Origin of the sequence: Faecalitalea cylindroides, assembly GCF_028321995.1 — a bacterium.
Taxonomy (GTDB): domain Bacteria; phylum Bacillota_I; class Bacilli_A; order Erysipelotrichales; family Erysipelotrichaceae; genus Faecalitalea; species Faecalitalea cylindroides.
In genome coordinates this window covers 1-22,455 of the sequence record NZ_JAQLXG010000010.1, presented here as the reverse complement: position 1 = coordinate 22,455, position 22,455 = coordinate 1, and the positions used below count along the sequence as shown (strand labels likewise).

At 37.5% G+C, this 22,455-nt stretch carries 21 protein-coding genes; 4 read left to right on the top strand and 17 right to left on the bottom strand.

The features are described from left to right. Positions 1-26: 26 nt before the first annotated feature. Positions 27-857 (top strand): Cof-type HAD-IIB family hydrolase, encoded by an 831-nt coding sequence (locus PND65_RS06455; protein WP_271991040.1) that lies wholly within the window; start codon positions 27-29, stop codon positions 855-857. On the opposite strand, the gene PND65_RS06450 is transcribed toward PND65_RS06455, so the two are convergent. The 11 genes from PND65_RS06450 to PND65_RS06405 all read right to left on the bottom strand — a co-directional run bounded on the left by PND65_RS06450 (position 843) and on the right by PND65_RS06405 (position 11,566). Further along, a complete protein-coding gene (locus PND65_RS06450) occupies positions 843-1,607 on the bottom strand; it encodes a mechanosensitive ion channel family protein (protein ID WP_271991043.1) in 765 nt (254 codons plus the stop codon). The genes PND65_RS06455 and PND65_RS06450 overlap by 15 nt on opposite strands. Before the next feature lie 37 nt (positions 1,608-1,644). Next, complete coding sequence (gene gltX, locus PND65_RS06445; protein WP_204713236.1) at positions 1,645-3,117, bottom strand: glutamate--tRNA ligase; 1,473 nt, start codon at positions 3,115-3,117, stop codon at positions 1,645-1,647. Positions 3,118-3,538: 421 nt separating this feature from the next. Further along, entirely contained in the window at positions 3,539-3,799 is a 261-nt protein-coding gene (locus tag PND65_RS06440) for a type II toxin-antitoxin system prevent-host-death family antitoxin (RefSeq protein ID WP_022356446.1), read from the bottom strand. Between the two features lie 193 nt (positions 3,800-3,992). Further along, positions 3,993-4,655 (bottom strand): BspA family leucine-rich repeat surface protein, encoded by a 663-nt coding sequence (locus PND65_RS06435; RefSeq protein WP_195375767.1) that lies wholly within the window; start codon positions 4,653-4,655, stop codon positions 3,993-3,995. Positions 4,656-4,764: 109 nt separating this feature from the next. Further along, positions 4,765-5,427 carry a hypothetical protein gene (locus PND65_RS06430; protein WP_271991046.1) on the bottom strand — a complete coding sequence of 221 codons (663 nt, stop codon included), beginning with the start codon at positions 5,425-5,427 and terminating at the stop codon, positions 4,765-4,767. Between the two features lie 80 nt (positions 5,428-5,507). Next, positions 5,508-6,614 (bottom strand): putative periplasmic lipoprotein, encoded by a 1,107-nt coding sequence (locus tag PND65_RS06425; protein ID WP_271991048.1) that lies wholly within the window; start codon positions 6,612-6,614, stop codon positions 5,508-5,510. A 4-nt stretch (positions 6,615-6,618) separates the two neighbouring features. Continuing rightward, positions 6,619-8,718, bottom strand: coding sequence for an ABC-2 transporter permease (locus PND65_RS06420; RefSeq protein WP_271992443.1), 2,100 nt, complete (start codon positions 8,716-8,718; stop codon positions 6,619-6,621). A gap of 100 nt (positions 8,719-8,818) precedes the next feature. Continuing rightward, positions 8,819-9,682, bottom strand: a complete 864-nt coding sequence (locus tag PND65_RS06415; RefSeq protein ID WP_035403630.1) for an ATP-binding cassette domain-containing protein — start codon at positions 9,680-9,682, stop codon at positions 8,819-8,821. 4 nt (positions 9,683-9,686) lie between these two features. Next, the gene (locus tag PND65_RS09620) at positions 9,687-9,788 is read right to left on the bottom strand and encodes a DUF3502 domain-containing protein (protein WP_334258906.1); all 102 of its coding nucleotides are present in this window, start codon (positions 9,786-9,788) and stop codon (positions 9,687-9,689) included. Position 9,789: 1 nt separating this feature from the next. Continuing rightward, positions 9,790-11,163: a hypothetical protein gene (locus PND65_RS06410; protein WP_271991053.1), complete on the bottom strand. Its 1,374-nt coding sequence runs from the start codon at positions 11,161-11,163 to the stop codon at positions 9,790-9,792. Positions 11,164-11,218: 55 nt separating this feature from the next. After that, the gene (locus PND65_RS06405) at positions 11,219-11,566 is read right to left on the bottom strand and encodes a hypothetical protein (protein ID WP_035403627.1); all 348 of its coding nucleotides are present in this window, start codon (positions 11,564-11,566) and stop codon (positions 11,219-11,221) included. Positions 11,567-11,762: 196 nt separating this feature from the next. Between PND65_RS06405 and PND65_RS06400 the strand changes: the two genes are divergently transcribed. Together PND65_RS06400 and PND65_RS06395 are read left to right on the top strand one after the other, a co-directional pair. Further along, the gene (locus PND65_RS06400) at positions 11,763-13,220 is read left to right on the top strand and encodes a glycoside hydrolase domain-containing protein (protein ID WP_271992441.1); all 1,458 of its coding nucleotides are present in this window, start codon (positions 11,763-11,765) and stop codon (positions 13,218-13,220) included. A 342-nt stretch (positions 13,221-13,562) separates the two neighbouring features. Beyond that, positions 13,563-13,793, top strand: a complete 231-nt coding sequence (locus tag PND65_RS06395; protein ID WP_009203541.1) for a DUF6061 family protein — start codon at positions 13,563-13,565, stop codon at positions 13,791-13,793. Positions 13,794-13,951: 158 nt separating this feature from the next. Here PND65_RS06395 and PND65_RS06390 read toward each other — a convergent pair whose 3' ends face one another. Genes PND65_RS06390 through PND65_RS06370 form a run of 5 tightly spaced genes read right to left on the bottom strand, consistent with a single transcriptional unit; the run spans position 13,952 to position 20,223 of the window. Then, complete coding sequence (locus PND65_RS06390) at positions 13,952-15,661, bottom strand: ABC transporter ATP-binding protein (protein WP_055280239.1); 1,710 nt, start codon at positions 15,659-15,661, stop codon at positions 13,952-13,954. Further along, positions 15,654-17,417, bottom strand: a complete 1,764-nt coding sequence (locus PND65_RS06385) for an ABC transporter ATP-binding protein (protein WP_055181072.1) — start codon at positions 17,415-17,417, stop codon at positions 15,654-15,656. The genes PND65_RS06390 and PND65_RS06385 overlap by 8 nt, the downstream gene beginning before the upstream one ends. 3 nt (positions 17,418-17,420) lie before the next feature. Next, positions 17,421-18,893: an ABC transporter ATP-binding protein gene (locus PND65_RS06380; protein WP_055181073.1), complete on the bottom strand. Its 1,473-nt coding sequence runs from the start codon at positions 18,891-18,893 to the stop codon at positions 17,421-17,423. Beyond that, on the bottom strand, positions 18,890-19,615 hold the full coding sequence (locus PND65_RS06375) for an energy-coupling factor transporter transmembrane component T (RefSeq protein ID WP_015524536.1): 726 nt from the start codon (positions 19,613-19,615) through the stop codon (positions 18,890-18,892). Before PND65_RS06375 ends, PND65_RS06380 begins: the two co-directional genes overlap by 4 nt. Further along, positions 19,612-20,223 carry an MptD family putative ECF transporter S component gene (locus PND65_RS06370; RefSeq protein WP_055181075.1) on the bottom strand — a complete coding sequence of 204 codons (612 nt, stop codon included), beginning with the start codon at positions 20,221-20,223 and terminating at the stop codon, positions 19,612-19,614. Before PND65_RS06370 ends, PND65_RS06375 begins: the two co-directional genes overlap by 4 nt. 186 nt (positions 20,224-20,409) lie before the next feature. Here PND65_RS06370 and PND65_RS06365 point away from each other — a divergent pair, with 186 nt between their 5' ends. After that, a complete protein-coding gene (locus tag PND65_RS06365; RefSeq protein ID WP_055280238.1) occupies positions 20,410-21,378 on the top strand; it encodes an AraC family transcriptional regulator in 969 nt (322 codons plus the stop codon). 275 nt (positions 21,379-21,653) lie between these two features. Here PND65_RS06365 and PND65_RS06360 read toward each other — a convergent pair. Beyond that, on the bottom strand, positions 21,654-22,455 hold an 802-nt coding region (locus PND65_RS06360), incomplete at its 5' end, for a DUF6040 family protein (RefSeq protein ID WP_456298746.1).

Here is a 22,455-nt window from a genome sequence, read left to right as displayed (position 1 = left end):
TCAAAAATCTAGAACAGGAGACATAAATGAAAATCGTTTTTTTAGATGCTGATGGAACTCTGTTTCATCATAGTGGATACATACCAAGAAGCGCCTTAGACGCCTGTAATCATGCCCAAAAGAATGGGCATAAAATTTGTTTATGCACCGGAAGGCAAAAAGTTGAGATCTTTGGCGATTTAACCAAGATTGACTACGATGGCATCATTGCCGGAAGCGGAGCTTCTATTTTTGTACATGGCAAACAAATCGTTGAAAAAACCTTTGATGAATTCGAATTTAATACAGTATATAACTTTTTGAATGATCACCAAATTCCAGCTCTCTATGAAAGCAGTGTTGGTATTTTTGCGACCCAGAAAACGAAAGATCGCTTAAAAGAATTGCTGGAGATCCAATGTAGACACCTGGATGATGAACAACGCAAGATGCATGGTCTATACACCTTGTACCATCAAGTACATGTGGTCAATGATTTACATGAACACCCAATCAATAAAATCAGTTTCCTTGAAAGCAGGACACCGTATCAAAAAGTGTATGAAGATCTAAGCCCTGTCTTAGATGTCATTCCAGCGACATTTGCTCCCTTAGGAAAAGAAAGCGGCGAGATTTCTTCCAAGCGAATCACAAAGGCAACCGGTATGGAAGTCTTGATTGATTATTACAAAATGGATGACAAAGATACAATTGCCATTGGAGATGGTCATAACGATCTTTGTATGTTTGAAAAGGCCGCCATCTCAGTAGCCATGGGAAATGCCAGCATTCAAGTAAAAGAAAAAGCTGATCTAATTACGACCAGCATAACGGATAATGGAATCTATAATGCGTTCAAAGATCTAGCGCTTATCTAAGATCTGTACAGATTCATAAGGCGGTTCAATCGTCTGTGTGAATCTGTTTTTTTGTATCGCATCATAAATCCTATGATATGTATCCCAATATTCATCAAATTTTGTCCAACAATAAACACCCATCCAAATTGATCTTTCATCCATTCTATCAATGATCACTTCATACGGTTTTTCCATGATCACACTAGAATCCTTCTTTAAGATATCAATACAGATCTCACGCAATGCCTGAACATCTGTTGAAATGCTGACAGGAAATTGAAGCGAAATACGGCGATACTCATCACGAGAATAGTTGATGATGATCTCCTGTACTATTAAAGAGTTTGGAACGATAATCTCTTGCGCCGAAGGCGTTTTAACGACGGTAAACATCAATTCAATGCGAACGACCGTACCTTCTTTGTTTTCCACCGAAATATAATCCCCCACCATAAAAGGACGTGTAAATAAGATCTGCATCCCTCCGGCAACATTGGCCATATTGTCTTTTAATGCCAAGGAAATTCCTAGACCGGCAGCCGAGAAAGCTCCAACGATGACATTGGTATTCACACCTAATTGAGATAAGGCAATGATGATACCAGCTATCTTTGTCAATAAAGAAACACCGGATCCAATAAAGGTTAAAGCCCCTTTGTCGGAAGCATTTTTAGATAGCTTGATGATTCCCTTTTTTAAGATTGGCCCTAAAACAAAACCAACCGCAACAATCAACAAAGTTGTTCCTGTGCGTATTAACCATTCCATGCCTCATACCTCCTTTTTTGAAAAAGAACCGCCAGAATTATTCTGCCGGTTCACTTAATGCTTGTTCAAGACGATCGATACCGATCTGAATACGACGTAAACTTTCTTCTTTTCCAAGAATATGTGCAATTTCAATGGCACCTCCTGGAGTAAATTGTTTACCTGTCAATGCCGTACGAACTGGCCATAACACTTGACCATTTTTCATTTCTAACTGTGCTGGTAAAGCCAATAAAACATCATGTACTGCTTGTTGATCCGCCCAGTTATCAAATGTAGATAAAGTTTCATAAACTGCCTTCAAAGATTTTAACGCAATTTCTTTTGTCGTCTTCATCTTCTTATGACGATACATCTCTAAATCATAATCAACCAATGTATCGAAGAAATCAACGCTTTCAACGATTTGATCTAGACGATCGATTCTTGGTTGAATGATCTTAGCAACTTCTTTTAGATCGATATCTGAATGAATTCCTTCTTCCAAATATGGTCTTACCGTTTCAAAATATGTTTCTTCATCCATATTTCTTAGATACATACCATTCATCCAAGTTAATTTGTCGATATCAAAAATAGCTGGACTCTTAGAAATACGTTCAATGTTAAAGACCTTGATTAGTTCATCCATTGTATAGATTTCCTGCTCTGTTTCTGGAGCCCATCCTAATAAGGCAATGTAGTTGATGATTGCCTCTGGCAAATACCCTTTCTTTACAAGATCCTGGAAAGAGGCATCCCCATTACGTTTTGATAATTTATGATGTTCATCTTTCATAACAGGAGGTACATGTACATATGTTGGTCTTTGCCATCCATAAGCATCATAAATCAAATTATATTTAGGCGTGCTGGATAAATATTCATTTCCACGAACAACATGTGAGATCTCCATCTGGTGATCATCAATGATATTGGCAAAGTTATAAGTTGGAAATCCATCAGATTTGATCAAGATCTGCTCATCCAATAAATCTCCATCAAATTCAATGTGCCCATATACCATATCGTCAAAAGAAGTTTCTCCTACTTCATTGATTGTCTGACGAATAACATAAGGTTCTTTCGCATCTAATTTTTCCTGAATTTCTTCTTTGCTTAAATGTTTACAAGGATCATTGAACTTGAAAGAAATTCCCAAGCTTTCTGCTTCTTTACGCTGTGCTTCAATTTCTTCTTCTGAACAGAAGCAGTAATGTGCGCCACCTAACTTAACCAACTCTTCGGCATACCCTTTATACATAGGAAGTCTTTCACTTTGAATGTAAGGCCCATGTTCTCCACCGATATCTGGTCCTTCATCCCAGTTTAGACCACAAGTTTTCATTGTGTCATATATAACATCAACAGCACCTTCCACTTGTCTTTCCTGGTCGGTATCTTCAATTCGAAGGATAAAATCTCCTCCATCATGTTTCGCAATCAAATATTCAAATAACGCTGTTCTCAAGTTACCGATATGCATATATCCAGTAGGACTTGGTGCAAAACGTGTACGTGTTTTTTTCATTCTTTTATTCACCCTTTCGCCCTATTATATTAACCCAACCAACCTTTTCTTTCAACACTTAATCAAGCTTGGTTTTCTTAATTTAATCCGAGTTTATTTACGTTTTTCATCAATTCATTTTATAAATACCGATTTGTATCTCTTGCTCCATAGAGAAATCTTCTGACTTCCATTACATCCCCTATAACAACAAAATATATTACATAATTTCGTATATATATATTCGATAATATGGATAGTCCCTCTTCTTTGAAGGAAATGGTTCAAAAGCTAAAGGGTATTCTAAGCGTTCCTGTATTGCGTCTTCTACATCATTCACAAGCTTTTCTGCTGCGTCAGTATTTTTTAGTAATTTGTAATATAACTAATAGTTTGTATCAAATCCTGTTCAAACAAAGGTAAATATCGCAATTTATATTTTTCATTCTTCATGAATCACACTTCTTACTTTTTTAAACACATCATCATGACTTAATCTTTCTTTAGTTGTTGCTGCTATCCTATCTGCTTCATCTAATTTCATCTCCACATTATCGATAAGCCGAGCATATTCTTCCAAGCTCATGACAACCATGGCTCCATACCCATTTTTGGTTAAATACACAGGTTGTCCTTCATTAACAAGGTTTTCTATTTCTGGAAATTTATTTCTCAAATCTGAAACTGGTCTAATCTGTATCATCATCGCTCCTCCTTATTTATCTTAGTTTTATCATTATTTTATCACACGAACAAGAAACGATATTTTATGAAAGATGGTACTTCTATTTATAAAAGCCCAAAAACACTTTATTAATCGCATTTTTGAGCTTTTTTCAAGCCGAAATTGTTAGATATATAAGGGTTAATTATTAAGTAAATCGCATTGGTTATTCTTAATTTAATCCAAGTTCTCTTGCATTTTTAATAGCTTCTTCTAAAAATTCTTCATACCATGAATAAACCTTTTTATCTATATTTGGGTTCAGTTCGCCATAAACTGTAAACATATCACTGCAGGCAATTAAACTTGATGTATCCCAATTAGATAAATCACCAATTTTCCATGTCTTTGCATTTTCACCAGCCGCATCAAACATATAGACCATAATTCGTACATTGGAAGTATCCCAATGATCCAATCCTTTATCTAAAACAAAGGAATCGGCATTCGCTCCAGCTGCTCGAAACATCCACTGCATATCCGTTACATTGGATGTGTTCCAATCCGACAAACCAGTTACCTTAAAGTTTTTTACGTCATATCCAGCTTTAGAAAACATATATGCCATATTCTCTGTTCTAGATGTATCAATATTAGAAACATCAATATCCTCTACATTTCTCAAGCCATAAAACCAATAAGCCGTAATAGATGGCGATATCGGTGTTGCCACTTGAACAGAAGTAATATCTTCCCTTTTGTCATACCATAAAGGCTCTTTGGTTCCATAACTCAAAAAATCATATCCATGTTTTTTAAAAGATGGATATTCTTTCACGATACTTCCATGATTGGATTGACTTATCCATTTGTTTAAAGATCTTTGTTCAATCATTAAAGTCCCATCCTCATACAATACAGTTGAAAAGGTGTTATATTGAACCCAAAAACCTATCATTAACACAAAAACAAATATACATATAAAAATTTTAATAAAGCTCTTTTTAGTCATTTAATTCACTCCATTTAACACAACGTATGGTTAATGCATAATATTCTTCGCCTGGATTGACTTGTATTGATTCAGGATTTTTGTATTCATCAATAGAAATAAGATCTTGATTTTCACCAACACGCATAATCATCACACATTTTTCATCTTCGTTGAAATGCGAATTAGACAAAGCATCATAGACAACTGAAATTCCATCTTTGAAATCAAGCTCTTCTTCCTGTATAGAATGAACACCTTCATCTTCTACACCATTACTTGTACTTACACACAAACCTAGTTCTTGTCCTAACAAATCCCATCCAATGATAATTTCACCTGTATCTTCTTTGATTACAGCTGTATTCATTGTCATATCACTATCAACTCTTTGCCATTTTCCATCGTTTAATTTATATTCAAACAATTCAAATGTCATATCTGATTCTTTTGTCTCAAAGGTATATACTGCGTTATAACCCTGACTAAATGCATTTAAATAAATTTCTTCATTAGTGCTCAGTTCCTTCTTTAATAATTTAAATCCGATTTCTTCATCATATCTAATTTTGTTTTGATCTCTATAAGACACACGATCAATAGATTCATCATGTAAAGAGCAGCCACATAATAACAAAGCACATATAAGAACAAATACAGATGGATTTCTTTTCATACAAGTTTTTCCTCCTATTTTGTGACAGATTTAAAATTATGAAATGTCATGATACACAAAGATACTATTAAAATTAATAGTCACGTAACAATTTCAACAAATGGAATAAACTCTAAATCGTCTGAAAATATTCCAATAATATTATTCTTTGTTCCAATATATCCATCATTGAATTTTGTATCCAAATCAATCCAATCACTAGATTTTTCTAAAATGTATTCTTCGTTTCCAATGTCATAAATATAAGTGTAAGTTTCTTGATCAGAAACATACCGAAGATTCACTAAACCGCCTTTTGTCGATAAATACAAAGTTCCTTCTTGTTCAGGAAGTTCTGCTTCGTTTTTCTTTTCATGAGTTAAGATATCATAAGAAATTATTTTATTGTTTTCTTCATCTGCATAATACAAATGTCCTTGATAAAGTGTAGAACGATCAGTTGGACAGTTTTCATCTACAAGTTCTTTATTCTGTGTCTTTAAATCGAATGAATATACAGGTTTTTTCATCGTTGTCATATCACAATCAATAAAGTAAATCAAATCATCCTTTGCTCCCAAAAATAGATTCATTCTATTTTCCTGTAAATCTTGATTTACAATATTCGTGATCTGTTTTGTATCTAAATCGTACATCTCTAAAACACCTACTGTTGAAGTCGAACCACCCATACTAGTAACAGAAAGAGTATTATATGAATAGATAATCTTGTCTTTATAAATATAAGCATAGTTTGGAATCTGTATACCGCCTTTTCTTTCAAATAATTTCTCTATATTCTCTCCATCCATGCCACAACGTGCTATAAAGAAGCCGACATTATCAAATCCATTATCCCCGCTCATTTCATAAATCAAATATAAATAATCTTTATAGGCTGCCACAGTAAACAAGGTTCCATTTTCAAAATGTGCCATCTGATATGCCTGACAATCTTTGCTATTATGATGACAATTTGAACGAGTACAGAAAGGGTATGTTTTTTGATTTTGAAAATCAAAGAAATCGAGTCGATAATCATCTGTGTCTGCACCTGTTGTGTTATTTACAAAAACACCATCTTCCGTTAAACCATAATAAAATAAAACAGGTGCTTTCTCATCTATAGACACATTAGTATTCACTTGTGAAGAAGTACAGGCACAAAGGACAAACAACGCACATATGACAAATATCAATCGTTTCATGTTATCATCCCCTTCTCTTTTTAAAAACAAAATAAACAGAAGTGCTTATCATAATCAAAAGAAATAAAATATGAGCAATAGTCCAATATGCTGGATGGTATAGTTCATAAATTAATGTAAAAGCAGAAAACCTGGTTGAATAAAAAAATAATACCGGTAAAGTAAATATAATTTCAAATATCAAAATACTTTCTGTTCGCTTATTGATCCACTCACATATGCGAGTAAGATTTAGAACCGTAAACATATACAAGAAAATTTTAGTCAAGAAACTTATGACAAAATACGCGCCAATCGAGATAGAAACAGGAAAATCTGCATACATTTCCAATGCATTAATTGATTGTGCCCATTCTAGATTCGGATAATTAACATTTATATAGACTAGATCCAACAATGTAAATAATCCAATGAGCAAAAGAACTCCCACCACATTCACAAAATATTTAATTTTTCGTTGGTTATTCAACGTTGTTTTTTGCAAATCAATCATCTTCGATTCTTTATCTTTATTATGAAGTGATGGTGTCATATACCCCACAAAAAACAATATAAATAAAACCTGTAAAATAGAAGCATTGGTATCGTAATACAAGAATCGATATTGATCTTCTTTTAAGATTGGTAAACTTGAATTATCTTGTTTTCGAGACTCATAAACTGCCTTATATTTTTCAAAAACCGACTGTGTTGACAATAGCGTTGAATAATACGTCTGTTCTGTTATATCTTGTACAATCGATAATTCTTGATTCCACTCATCATATTGCTGTTGCTGCAAAAGAATTTTTTTATCTGCTTTTTTATTAACTGTTGCCCCAATCTCATCTACAAACTGATTAAAAACTTTATCTTCCCATGTAGACATATTATTTTGATTATTTAAACAAAAACCATATATAACGCCTAAAACAACAACTAAAAGTATTCCCTTCTCTTTGATCCAATATTTGATCATTTCAAAATAGACTAGTGAATGTACTTGCCTCGATGATATGAAATTCATTCTTTTCTCTATCATTTTTGCTTCATAGCTGAATCCAGAAAAACTTACAAAGATAATCATGGATGTAGCTAAATAGAAGATAAACAGAACTTTATTTTGTATTAAAAGGTCGAAAAGAGAAATAAACTCCACATTAGCCAACAATTGAAGCGGCATCAAATAAGACCAAATATTCAAATAATGCAGCAATGAGTATTTGCTTAAAGGTGAAACGAATTCAAACGACATGAATTCAATACTTATAAAAATTACTATGAGTGCGATTGCCAAAGGCATTAGTTTCAAATGGGCGCACAAAACAAAAGCTAAAGCGCTGCAGGCACACAAGGAAATAATAACCGCTACCAAATATAAAACCAAAAATGTAAAAACATTTATAGAATAAGGACATCCTTGTGCAAAGCTCAAAGATTGCACCGGTACAGATAAATCAATATGCCCAAAATAGATATCTGAGAACAAAAAGGCAAACACAAATTGAAGAACATAAAATAATATGGTCAAAAATGAAAGAGCTGTGTACTTAGAAAAATAAAGTTTCCTTTTTCCATTAATCGTTGAAGCTGCATAAATTAATTGATGCTCTTCTCTTTCAACAAATATGCAATTCATCAATAAATATAGTAAAAATAAAAATGTCGAAAGAATTATGATTGGCGATTTTAATAAAGACTCTAATCCTAAAGAAGGCTGAACTGTTAAACTTTTTGCTATAGTTAAATTTTCATATGCTTCATATGTTTTTCTTGCCCTTTGTCCAGCAGTTTCACTTTTTAAAAAACTAGGAAGCTGTTCATAATCTTTATATTGATCTTCAATCTGTTTTTTAAAATCATCATAGGTCAAAACTGTGGAAACTTCTTTTTGTAGTTGTTTTAAAGTTGAGAGTTGATATTGGATCGTATCGTATGAGATTCCTGATTCTAGTTTTTCATTTTGTTCTAAGATCCAATCGATTCCATATTTGTTACTTAATTCTTCAATGTGATTAGGATTTAAATAATATTCATATTTATCAATTTCCTCTTGAATCATATTTAAATCTATAGTTCCTTCTTTAATCTGCTCATGTGTAAGACGATAGGTTGATAGATCCATTTCAGTTTGCATCATCGAGATACAAAGAAAAGTTGTAGACAATAGAAAAAGGAGAAGAATGGTTAATGTTTTTTTCGTATTCGCAAAAAACTTTTTGATTTCATTTCTTACCATACGCATCACCGCAATAATACAAATAAACTTCCTCTAAATCTGGATATACTGTCATTCCTTCATGGCTTTCTTTTGCTATATAACGAATCATCAACTCATCTTTGATATAAGATAAATTGCTAATCTTATATTTGTCTTCATAATCTTCTAGTTCATTTCGTTCAATTTTCTTTGTATAAACACTACCGTAAATTGAATCGGTCAAAGATCGTATTGAACCAGATTTTATACAGCGTCCACCTTTTATGAGTAATATTTGATCCGCAATAACATCAATATCACTGACCACATGAGTAGCAATCAACACAATTTTTTGATGACCGACTTTCGCAATCAAATTTCTTAATTCAATCCTCTTCTGTGGATCCAATCCAGCTGTAGGTTCATCAAGAACAAGAATATCCGGATCACCTAATAAAGCCTGTGCAAACATAGCTCTTTGTTTCATACCACCCGAAAATGTTGATAACTTATCATCTAAATTTTCATACAAATCAACATTTTTTGAAACACGAATGATTTGTTCCTGTATTTCATTTTTCATTATCCCTTTTAATGCTGAAATATAATTTAGATTCTCTCTAAGAGTAAAATCATCATACAAACAAAAATGTTGCGGCATATATCCAATATGTTTTAAAAAAGATGAATCAACTTCTTTCTCATTAAACAAGATGGAACCTGATGTTTTATCTAGTATTTGAACAATAATTTTCATCAATGTAGACTTACCAGCACCATTTGGACCTAAGAGCCCATGTATTCCAGGTACAAAAGCATAATTAAAATCTTGCAGGACCAATCGATCTTTAACATAGGCTTTATTTAAATTACGAATCTCAAGCTTCATAAAATCACTCTTTCATATATTCATCTAATTCTTTTTGTATACGCTCTATTTCTTTATCCATGCCCATGTCTTTTAGTTTCTGGCTCAACTCTTTTATATACTCCAAATTATTTCTCCAAATTATTTCCATCCGAATAAACCTGTGATCCTTCTAATCCTGCGATATAATCTACCAGTTCCATTGATTCTTCAGTATAGGTTGGTTTAAACCCATCAATTTTTCTTGGAGCATAGGCTTTAACTTCCTCTTCTAGAGCCCTGGTTACATCAGTCGAAATCATAGAAGTCTGGGTTGCCTTTTCTGTATTTACCATTGCGTTGATCCCACCATATTGATTTGGCATTAATAAATCATCTCTTAAAGGATATACAAGACCATCTTTAATTTCATAGTCTTTTCCTTTTAAACCATATGTAAACAAATCACAAAAATCAGAATCCGTATTCAATAAATACAAAAATGTTAAACTATCTTCCACATTGTCTGATGTCTTTAAAATTCCATACCCTGTATTAGTATTATAGGATCCATATGATTTTTCTTCTAAAGGAATAAACACTCGATTTGGATACTTTATAGATGTACAATCATCAAAAGCAATCATAATTTCTTTTTTGGCACCATCTTCTGTAAGTGTGCTTCTTGAAAGTTCTGTCATCCCGTCTTCAATCAATTTTGTCTTGATGATATAAAAATCTTGATAAATCTTTTCATCCATTAGATTAACAACCTTATAGTCACTATTCTCTTCTTTTATATAAATCGTACTATCAAATAAAGGAGCAAATACAGGATCATACACATCATGGACAAACGCACTAAAATGAGTACCTGAAAAGAATGGAATATATGCTTGATTTGTAACTTGATCTCCTGCCTTTACAATGTTTACAAAGTTATCAAAATCATTAAAATATCCCTTATCATTCAATGTAAATAAATGGGCAATTTCTTTAGGAACAAACATTCCTTTTTGTGACAAACAATATTGATTTGCCGGTATATAAAAATTTTGTCCTTTATAGCATTCTATATTCCATACCATTTCAGGTAATGTATCTAGAAGTTGTTTCTTCATCTCATCTTTCATAACTTCATTTAAATCAATCATCATATCCACATTTTTAAATTGATTTTTGACAATATCGGCTGATTCATCATGATAAGATGAAAGATTCATATCCTCTAAAAAGCTTTTAGTATAAGAATCTGACAAATTGTTGCTAGGACTTTGAATCTTGAAAACAACATGAAAATCGTATCCCTTCTCTTCTAATAGCTTATTACATTCTTCTGTATAATCATTAATAATCTCTTGTGGTTGACTGGAATTTAAATCCAAGGATTCTCTATCATACCAATTTGCATCCTCATAAAAATTCATGTAAAAAGTGATTTCATTATCTGAATTATTAGAACATCCAGAAAACAAACACACTATTATAGATATTATTATCAACGATTTGATTTTGGTACTCATAAAATTCACCTCCAAAAGTATAGACTGAGTCCTCAAGAACCCAGCCTATACTTTACTAAGAATTATATGTTCTAGTATTGAGATAACTTCCTCCTGCATAATATGCACAATTTGCACTAAGGCGACCTCCAGGATACCCAGAAACTACCAATTGTCCTGTATAAATTTCCTTATTTAAGCTGTAAGTTCCAGCATTTCCTTTGACATACCCAACAGTTCGCTTTGTTGTCACTGGTGAGCCTCCATATTCACTGATTCTTGCTACAACTCCAGCTACTCCAGCTGATGTAGAAGGTTCTAAAGTGGTGGTAAAACTATTAGCATGAACACCTAAGCCGGAAATACCAAACAAAATAAATGCAGAGCATAAACATCCTATAATTTTACTTTTATTCTTTTTCATAAATTCATCACCTACTTTCTGTTTATTATGATTTTGCAAAATCTATTTATGTATAAGCTTATCTTCATTTACATAATATAAATAAATAAGAATGTATTCAATATTTATTGTGCAAGATGACTGATTTTTGATTAAAATGTCTTAGTTATTCAATGGAATCAATCAAAGAAAATTTAATGGAATTTTTGATTCTAATATGAGTTATAATGTTTTACAATTCCAAGATAAATACGGACTTACTGGTATGATTAATGATGATTCAGGAGTTATCGGAGTGTCTACAATGAAATCATTATTAACCAGTAAAGAAGATACTGGACGTTTAGCATTGGCATATGATTGCTCAACCGTATTGAATGCAAAACAAGCTAGCGATTTATATAATTCAGGTTACAGATACATCGGTAGATATTTAACTGGAACTGTAGGAGTAGGAGCAGAAGAAAGATCAAAAGCACTAACAATTTCTGAGATTAAAGCTATCCAAAACGCAGGATTGTCTATTTTCCCAATCTATCAAGATGGAGGATACTATTCTGAATATTTCGGAAAAACGCTTCAAGGAAGTTATGATGCAGTAACAGCAATTCAGCGAGCCAAACGATTAGGATTTACGAACGGAACTACAATTTATTTTGCGGTCGATTTTGACTGTCTAGAGTATGAGACAGATGGTTTAATTATTCCTTATTTCAGACAGATTAATACTGTATTTAATCAATCTGGAATTAATGGCAAACATTATAAAGTTGGTATCTATGCACCAAGATACGTTTGTACTAAAGTATATGAAGCTGGTTTAGCCGAATATTCATTTGTAGCAGACATGTCTACTGGTTTTAGTGGGAATCTAGGATACGCTATTCCGGAGAATTGGGCTTTTGATCAATTTTTTGAGTTTACTTTTTCATCTTCACCATCATTTGATTTAGATAAAGTTGGTTTTTCTGGAAGAGATTCAGGATGTCGTCTGTGTGAAAATCAACCTGATTTTTCAGATGATGAATTATTGCAGGAAGCAAGAGAAAAGTATGTTAAGAATATAGCTAAAGCTACAGGATATTTAGATAAAATTGTAGGAACTGAGTTAAGTTTTGATAACGCAGAATATAATCTAGGTACAATTGCAGGTAGTGGAGTTTCGATGTCAACAAAATTGAAGCTTTCTACAAGTTTAAATCAACATCCAAATAGTCCTTATAGTATCAATATTAGTTGGGAGGGTGATGATTTAAGTCCAACATGTAAATCTCAAATAGAAGCTGTTTCTGCAATGTATGAGAGTGATGTTGAATTAAGTTCACTTATCACTACAACGCTTGCAGAAATGGCAATTGGAGCAAAAGTTGGGACAATTTCATTCTTGGCAACTCCTATTTCAAGCACAGTGTTAAGAATCAATATTATCTGTGAAACGGATAGTCTAATGGATTTCGCTGGAGTTGTTGGAAATGTTTCATGCGAATTTGAATCTATTATTACAATTAATACATCAGAGTATGGAAAAGAATTCAATCTTGAAACGCTTTCTGTCGCATTAATTGTTGCTGCATGTGCCTGCCTATTATTTGCTGCAGCAAGTGGAAGTGGAACTGGTATTATAGTATCTCTTTTAGAAGCACTTTCCGGAGTTTTAATGCCGGCAGGAGTATAATTTAAAATAGTTGAATAAACTTATTAAATATATGTAAAAAACTTCTAAACTAGAATTGAGATTTCATATATTCAAAGGGATTTAATAACTGTTATATTTTATTATCAAATATCTCTCAAGCCCTTGAAAACACTAAGTTTGTCGCAGGTGAGCTTTCCCTTATTGTTTCCCTTGTATTATATTGTCCCATGAGTTTTTACGAACTCTGATAAGGGAAAAAACAAGGGAAAGAAAATCTTATAAAATAGTATAACACAAAATAAAAGTGACATGGGGAACTGATTGAAATGCTTCTGATTTTTGCAACAAATGATTGATTGAACGATAAGGAGATTTGATACGATGAGAACGATATTTGCAGAATACAATCCACAACGCAACAGCATTGATGTTTATACTTCTGCTGGCTATATGCTCCGCATTGACTGCTGGGAAGCGGAGAAGAATTTAACAACTACTCCCGGATCTGACTGTGCATTAAACGCACTTGCCATTGATGAACCACTTGAGTATGCAAGATTGTATCTTGATGGAACGATGCAAATGTGGATAGATGCGGAAGATTCCTTTTAGGTATACGCAAGAAACGGCGGCTCTGATTTCTCAAAACCGCCGTTAGGATAATAACTTAAAATAGGCGCGCAAAATCACCTGCCCCAGCCAGCGTTTTTTTCTTTCCCCGTAGTCGGGGCAGGTTCATGCGCTATGCAATTATTCTTCTTTAGCTTCTATCAAGCCGATATTTTTTGCTCTGCGTTCCACATAGCAGCATATTTTCCGCCTTTCGCAAGCAATTCCTCGTGGGTTCCAGATTCAGCAATCCTGCCATCACCCATTACAAGAATTTGATCAGCGTTTTTGACAATGGAAAGGGTATGAGCAATCATTACCACTGTCTTTTTCTCTTTTAATAGATTAGCGATGGCCTGCTTTACGGCAAGCTCATTTTCAATGTCAAGAGATGCTGTTGCTTCATCCAAGAGCAGGATGGGGCTATTTTTCAGTATAGCGCGAGCTATTGAAATTCGCTGACGCTCACCGCCAGAGAGAAGATTTCCGTTCTCACCAGTCGGCGTATCGTATCCCTTTTCCATCTTACGGATGAAGCTGTCACAGTTAGCCTCCCGGCAAGCATCCTCGATTTCCGTGTCCGTAGCATTAGGGCGGGCGTGTCGGATATTATCCCGGATGGTATCGTCAAAAAGAAATACGTCCTGGTCTACCATAGAAACTTGTTCCAGTACACGCTCTGCGGCAACATGGTTAATGGGTTTACCTCCAATAGAAATCGTCCCGCCCGTTGCTTCATAATATTTTGCAATCAGATTCAAAATAGTAGATTTGCCAGAGCCAGAGTCTCCGACAATGGCCGTGAGCTTTTGATCTGGCACCGTAAAGGTGGCGTGTTTTAGTACAGGTTCACCGGGAACATACTCAAAATCTACACTGTCAAATGTGATTTCATGGGTAGCTGTGTGAAGCGGCTCCATGCTACCAGTTTCCTCTGGCTCATTCATTACACCCGAGATTTTGTTTTTTGAGATCATCAGGTTCTTATAACTGGTGAGGTCTACAAAAATCGAGTTAGCCAGCTTTGCACAGAACAGGGGCAGCATACAAATCAAAAGGTATTCCACCGTGTTCAGTGTCCCTGCGACCCAGGGGGCATAGGACAGCAAGATAACCAGCGGGCAGGACAGCCAACTCAAGATACCAAAGCCCGCACCAATAGGAAGCACTTTTGCCTCGTATACAAAGCTAATCCGGCAAAACTCCCGCATGGCGTTGATAACAGTTTTGTTCTTCATACCGCCCACACCATAGGCTCGAAAAGTCTGAATACCAGAAACATACTCAACAATGCTACTGACATTCTCCGCACAAATATCGTTCTTTTCTTTTCCGTATTTCCGTACCATGCGGAAAGAAAGCCATAGGCTGGGGATTAAAAGAAGGTCGGCTATCAGCAGGATAATTCCAGCCGGAACATAGAGCGTCATAACAAAGACAATCAACATCAATGACAGGGCAAAATTCTTTGCCAAATCTCCGACTTTATGGGTCAGGATTTTTTCGTAGTTGTTTACGTCGCTTGTAATGGTGTTGATATAATCGCCAGTGTGCCCCTGCGAAAATCGGGACAGTGGGATGCGCTTCAAATGGTCGCCCATAAAAAGCCGAATCTTTTTGCTGACCTCTGCACCGCCAATCTGCGCTTTGGTATAACCGTAGCTGTAAATCAGGATACGAAGAAGAAAAACCACTGCAATTATACCGGTCAGAGCCAGAACACGGTTCATGTCAAATTGGCCCGACCACAAAAACTGCATAACAGAGTAAAGCAGCATAAACAGGCTGCCGGAGAGAAATCCTTCCAGAACGGTTCCGCTGACACCAATATAGAAATTGTGGTTCTTTTTCAATACATCATGCTCATTCATGCTGCTCGCCTCCCTCCAACTGATAAGTGATATTCCGGGCTGTTTCGTAGTCTTTCCACGCATTTCGATAGTAGGCATTGTTCTTACGAACTTCCTCATGGGTGCCAGCGCTGGTAATTGTATGATTTTCCACCACAGCCACCCGGTTGCACATTTTCAAAGCACTCAAACGGTGTGCTACTACAATGACTGTTTTGCCTTTGCATAGATTTTGAATAGCTTTATCAATCTCCATCTGATTTTCCGGGTCAGAGGCACTTGTGGCCTCGTCCAAAATTAAGATAGGTGCATTTTTCAGAATTGCACGGGCAATCGCAATCCGCTGTTTTTCTCCGCCAGAAAAGCGTGAGCCGAAACTGCCCACTTTTGTGTCATATCCATCCGGCAGGGACATGATAAAGTCATCAATCTGTGCCTCTTTTGCAGCAGCCCGCACTTCTTCCAGAGTAGCGTTACTACCCATGCGGATATTTTCCAGCACACTGTCACGGGTGAGGAAAGTCTTTTGAAATACGATGGCTATATTTTTCAGAATGGTATCGTAGTCAAGCTCCTTGACATTTTTGCCGCCAATCAGCACTTCGCCTTCCTGCACATCATAGAACCGGGAAATCAGTTCAATCACAGTGCTTTTACCGGCACCAGATCTGCCCACAAGAGCCATGCGCTCGCCATCACTGATTTTGAGATTGACACCATGCAGCACATCGGTTTTTCCGTCATAAGAAAATCGAACATTCCGAAGCACAATATCATGGTTTTGGGGGAAATCTGTTCCACCCTCATAAATCGGAATATCCAGTATCTCTTTGGTTTTGGTGATAGCGTTTAGTACATTTGCAAAGTTTGTTCCCAATTCCTGCAAAGGCCTGATTTCAGTTAAATACATAGAACCGACATACAAAAATAGCAAGAGCGTACTGGCAGCCAGTGAGCCTTTCAGGAAAAACATTCCGCCGATTGGAACCATCATCAACATCCCACATTCGATGATAACAACAAAGGCCGCATAAGGTGGCCCCATGCGCCGGGAAGTTTCATTCCACATGGCGTTTTCTTCCTGGATAGCGTCTGAAAACTTTTGAAACGATTTGCTCCCCATGTTATAGGCTTTAATCAATTTCATGCCGCTGATGTACTCAATCATAACCGAGTTCAGTGTGGTAATGGAGTGATTGGCCCGTTCCATCAGGTCATCCGTATTGCGGAACATCATCCCCATTACAACAACAGCAAGGATCAGCGGAACCAGGGAAATCAATGCCAGAGGAATATTGACGGTCATCAGATAAATAAAGATGACTACCGGCCCCACCAGATAGCACACAAGGTCAGGAAGGTTATGGGCCAGAAACAGCTCCAACTTTTCAATATCTTCATTCAGAACCGTTTTTATGTCCCCGGTGCGCCGTTCATTCAAGGCCCCTAAAGGCGCTCTGGCCATGTGTTCTGCAACCATGCAGCGCACTTTGAAAAGAGCGCCATAGGCCCCTTTGTGGGCTGCTACGCCGGAACAGCCAAACAGGGCAAACCGCAAAGTTACCGCCACTGCAATCATTACCACGGTATGTACAACAAGTTCCTGCGTGCAGGTATGATTGAAGGTGGCGTCCATCAGCCGGTAAATTCCAATGTAAGGGACGATAATGCAAAGACCGCTGACCGCCGATAGAAAAATTGCCAGGAACAGCCAGATTTTTTGCTCACCGGCCCAGTGGAGCAGCAAAGCTACTCTGTTTTCTTTTTTCTGTTTCATAGATCACCTCTCCTTTCCATCTGAAACAGAGAACAGCTCTCTCAATTTCGGGAGGGCATCCATTGTAACTGGTACATCATCGGGCATTTCGCCCTCGTCAAAATGCAGGACACGGGAGCAGGTACGGCAGACAAATTCAAAATCGTGGGTGACAATGAAAATAACCTTTCCCATATTGGACAACCGGCGGATCAGTCCCGCCACCTGCGTCATACTGTCAAAATCAAGGCCGCTGGTCGGTTCATCGAATACCAGCAGATCTTTCCCACAAATCATGCTAACAGCTACAGCTACTCGTTGCTTTTGACCGCCAGAAAGCGTGTTTGGATGGCGCTCCCGATATTGGGTAAGGCCTAATTCCTCCAAAGTTGCATTTACCAGTGTTTGATCTGGATTGCGTATACCAAAGGAGCACTCTGCCGCCACGCTGTCAGCGAAAAGTTCATAATTCACATCCTGCATAACCATGTAAGAGCGTTTCAGCCTTTCCTTACGCTCAATCGGCTCGCTTTCCCACAAAAATTGTCCATCGCAGTCTTTGTGAAGCCCACAGAGAGCGCGGGAAAATGTAGTCTTTCCAGCTCCGTTGTGGCCGACAACACCAATCACTTCGCCCTTTCCGGCGGATAGCTCAATGTCATGCAAAATTGTTTGCTTCTTGTAACGGAGCGTCACATTCCGCAGCTCCAATACAGGGGTAGGCGCAGGCAAGTGGGCTTTTTGCGGGAATACCGCCTGTAGATCAACAGCTCGCAGCCCCATGTGTTCACGATCAGGTTCAGATAGCTGCCAAAATTCTTCCGGGGTGTATATTCCTTTGATTTCTCCTTTTTCCAGATAAACAATTCGGTCAGCCAACTCCATCAGGTAGTACAGACGATGTTCCGCTATCAAAACTGTTTTGCCCTGTTTTTTTATCAGCCGCAAATGTTCCTTTAGTTCTTGGATCGAAGTCATATCCAGATTAGAGGATGGTTCATCCAATAGATAAATCTGTGGGTTCATGGCATAAACAGAAGCAAAGGCGATTTTCTGCTTTTCTCCGCCGGACAACTCAAAAATATTTCTGTTTCGCAGCTTTTGAATATGCAAATCTTCAGTTGTCTGCTCTACTCGCTCAGCCAATTTCTCAGGAGGGCGAGCTTCATTTTCAATTCCAAAGGCAATCTCACTGTCTGTATCAACATTGAAAAACTGCGTCCGTGGATTTTGGAAAACGGAGCCAACCTTAGCGGCAATCTGATACATGGGGATATTGCTGATTTCCTGACCATCTACCAGCACACGGCCATGAAGCTCCCCCTGATAAAACTGAGGGATCAGTCCATTCACCAGCCTTGTAATCGTTGTTTTTCCGCACCCGCTGCGGCCACAGAACAGGACGAATTCTCCGTCCGAAATTTTCAAATTGATGTCGCGCAGCCCACCATGTTCCTGCCCCGTATAGGAAAACGATACATTTTCAAACTCAATCAACCGATCACACCTCCTCGCACACATAATTCAAAAATCAGATAAGCTACGGCAACGGCCATGACGCCCCAATCGGAAATTCCGCATTTTATCTGGACAAGACAGGTGCGTGGATTGGGATTTTCAATTCCACGAGTGACAGAAGCAACAGAAAGATCATCCGCCGCTTTTGAAGCTGCCATCAATAAAGGCACATAAATACACTCAACCGTCATGCCCGGATGTGTTAAAAAGCCCGCCAGAGATGGTGAAACATCTCTCATTCGCATAGCGTCTGTGATATAGCGCCAGTCCTCTTGAATAGTTGGAATGTACCGCAGCATAACTGCCATAGGAATTACTAACTTTTTGGGTGCGCGGACACGGTTCATAGCAGACAGGAACTCATTGACTTTTGTAGTAGTCAGAACAATCCCAGCCAAGGTTCCGCACGCATAGACCTTATGAAACAAGCCTAAAAAGGCAATAAACATTGTCCGCAGCGTGCCTGTCATTTCTGCCATGATCCAAACTGTCAGGGCACAGATGACCGCATAAAAGCATACAGCCTTAATGACATATTTCCACTTTCCAAAGAAAGCCCCCAATATCGCAATCAGCATAACAAGGATAAATTGATATGCAAGTGAGGGCGCAAACATGGACGATAAAACACACATAAGAATAAGAAAGAGCTTGGCCCGTGGGTCGAGCCAAAGCTCTTTCTTGTGGCGTTTACCGCTCATGCTGTAATACCTGCTTTTTCAAACTGCTTTTTCAGCATTTTGCAGCCTACAAAAGCGCTGATTGCAGATGTAATGATAACCGCAGCAAACATGGCAATCAGGATGCCGGTATTTGCAGTTGCCTGCATGGTGTCGATGTAACTCTGTTCAGTTCCGTTCCCCAACATGGTCTGCGCCCAGCCGTTGGGGTCAGCAAAGAACACGATATATGAACCAGTGCCACCGAGAGAGAACAGGATATAAGACAGGCTGTTGAGTTTTTTGCTTTTGTACTGCCCTACACCAGCAACAAAGTCCGCGACAATCGCCATGATCATGTAGCCCAATGCAAAAGCCCAGTGCATACCAGTCACGAACCAAATAATACCCATGATAACGCCCATTATAGAAAGGCTCCAACGCTTATGTACTTTTGCAATCAGCAAAAGATAAATGGGGCCAGCAAGCAGCCCACCTCCTGCTGGCATGAAAAAAGTAAGTACAGGATTCGTTGCAAAAAAGACACCGCCCACCAATACAAAAACAAATAACAGTGCAGTAAAAATACCTGTTGTTACAAGGTCTTTCACTGTCAGACCTTTGTTCATAGAATTTACTTGATTACTCATTTTGACCTCCTACCTTTCATTGTCTTGACTCGACAAGTGGTTTGTGATATTCTTCGGTTAGATACCTCTAATCTTCGTCTAATACAATACGCATTTATCGAACAACATTCAATAGGTTCCGGCAATGTTCGTCTGTTCCTTTCAAAAGTTCGTCTAATCGTTGCAAAAAGGAGGCGGTCTGTTTTCATGTCTGAAATTATTGACCAGTTTTATACACCGCTACTGATTGGACACGGTTTTATCCGTGACCCAGACAACCAGCAATATGGGGCATTAGGTGACTGCTGGAAACTTTCTCCCGAAGTTGGAGAAGGCACCTACTGGACTTATGGACAGAAAGACTTATATGATATTAAAATCCATAACTTTTCCTTCCACGAAGATTTCATGTTGGAATGCTCCATGCCGGAATGTCTGAGTATCACTCGGTATGACTCTATTTCCGGGGAGGAATTATCTCCATACCGTAGACTGTCTGCCGGTTGTATCAAAACATTTATTGGAGGCTACGCTCCATACAAGGCTTTGATACATAAAAATATTCCAATCCGTTCGGTTGGGATTGAGATTGCACCGGCATATTATGAGGACTACCTGAAAAAACTGTACCCGGAGGCACAGATCAATCCTGTGGATGCATTTCGGAAGATCGACCAAACATCCGACTTTCCAGAAATGTCACGGTTACTCACAGAAATCAAAGACTATCGCGGGGAAGGGATTGCAGCAAAACTTTTTTATGAGGGTAAAGTCGCAGAAGCTGTTTCAATAGTGGTGGAATATCAGAAGAAACATCCTGATAAACCGGCCCATAAGCTCTCTCAACAGGATATTGAAAATCTCCAAATAGTTGCCGCTTATCTTAGCGATCACTATGCTTTTGATATTCCTCTGGAACGGCTAACACAGATTGCCTGCATGGGAACAACAAAGCTCAAAAGCTGTTTTAAGAAATACTACGACTGCACCATCACGGAATATGTTCAACAGCGGCGCATGAGTCAAGCAGAATATCTGCTGGCATATACAGAGCTGACAGTCGGGCAAGTTGCCCAAACAGTAGGCTATTCCACTTCAAGCCGATTTGCAGAATTATTCCGTAAAAGCACTGGATTGTTGCCACTGGAGTACAGAAAAAACGCACAGCGAAAATAAAATGAGTGCCAGAGGAAACTCTGGCACTCGTGAAATTTTTCACCCACATTCTAGTCGGGCTTAGCCATGTGTGGAATATATACGGAATGCATCGTCAATATTCCACTGCTGCTTGCGGTTGTTACCAAGATAGTGAGAGCTCATCTGAACACAAAGTTTCCATTGCCCTTTTTCGTACCTAAACGAAGTAAGATTTCATGTGCATGCTCATCACTGAATTTTTAGAATAATCTGTCCTAGCACGAAAGTAAATATGAATAGTTTCTAATAGTTTTTTAATAATATCCTCTGGCTTCTTGCCATCCTTTTACATACCACCTAATTCCAACATATACCAGTTGCACCAATAATAAGAGAAATAGCATATTGATCGGCAAGACTGTCTTTATCCAATCTCCAAAGTAGATTGTTATTTCCAGGCTTATAAGTGTTACCAGTATGGTAATCATATCCCAACAGTATTTCTTATATAGCCCTGCAATCTTTATCCCTATAAACGCTACAAGTATTCCCGCACCCACCAGACATCCACCGCAGATCAGTATTCTTATCAGCCAATATACAATTCCGGCAACGACAGGATTGGATATTCCATTACTAATCTGTGCCATGTTCTTTCCTGTCAGTATAATCCACCCTGCAATGGTCTGTATAAAAGTGGCGATTGTATCAAAGAATACCACGCAATCAGAAATAAATATTTTTGACCGTATCATCTGAAAAAGAGTAGTTGATACGGAATACCATATCAGCAGAAACATCAATGCTTCATACATGGCTGTTTTTGTTTTATATCTGCCTGCCAGTTTTTCTCTCTGCGTATCATACTTTTCCTTGGCTTTCAGATAAGCTGTCAGGTTACAGTTCCCACACTTTTGATAGAGTACCGGCTTTTCAACCGGTATCTCTACTTTTTTCTGATGAGAGAGTGCATAGTCCCGTTCCTGTTCTGCCTGCCTTAGCTTATCTTGACATTCCTCTGTCATGATTTCGGCAGCGTGCGTTTTCTCTTTCTCGCTCTGCAACAATTCTTTTGTTTTCCTCAAGTCGTTCTTTAAGGCTTGAATGTTCCCTGCT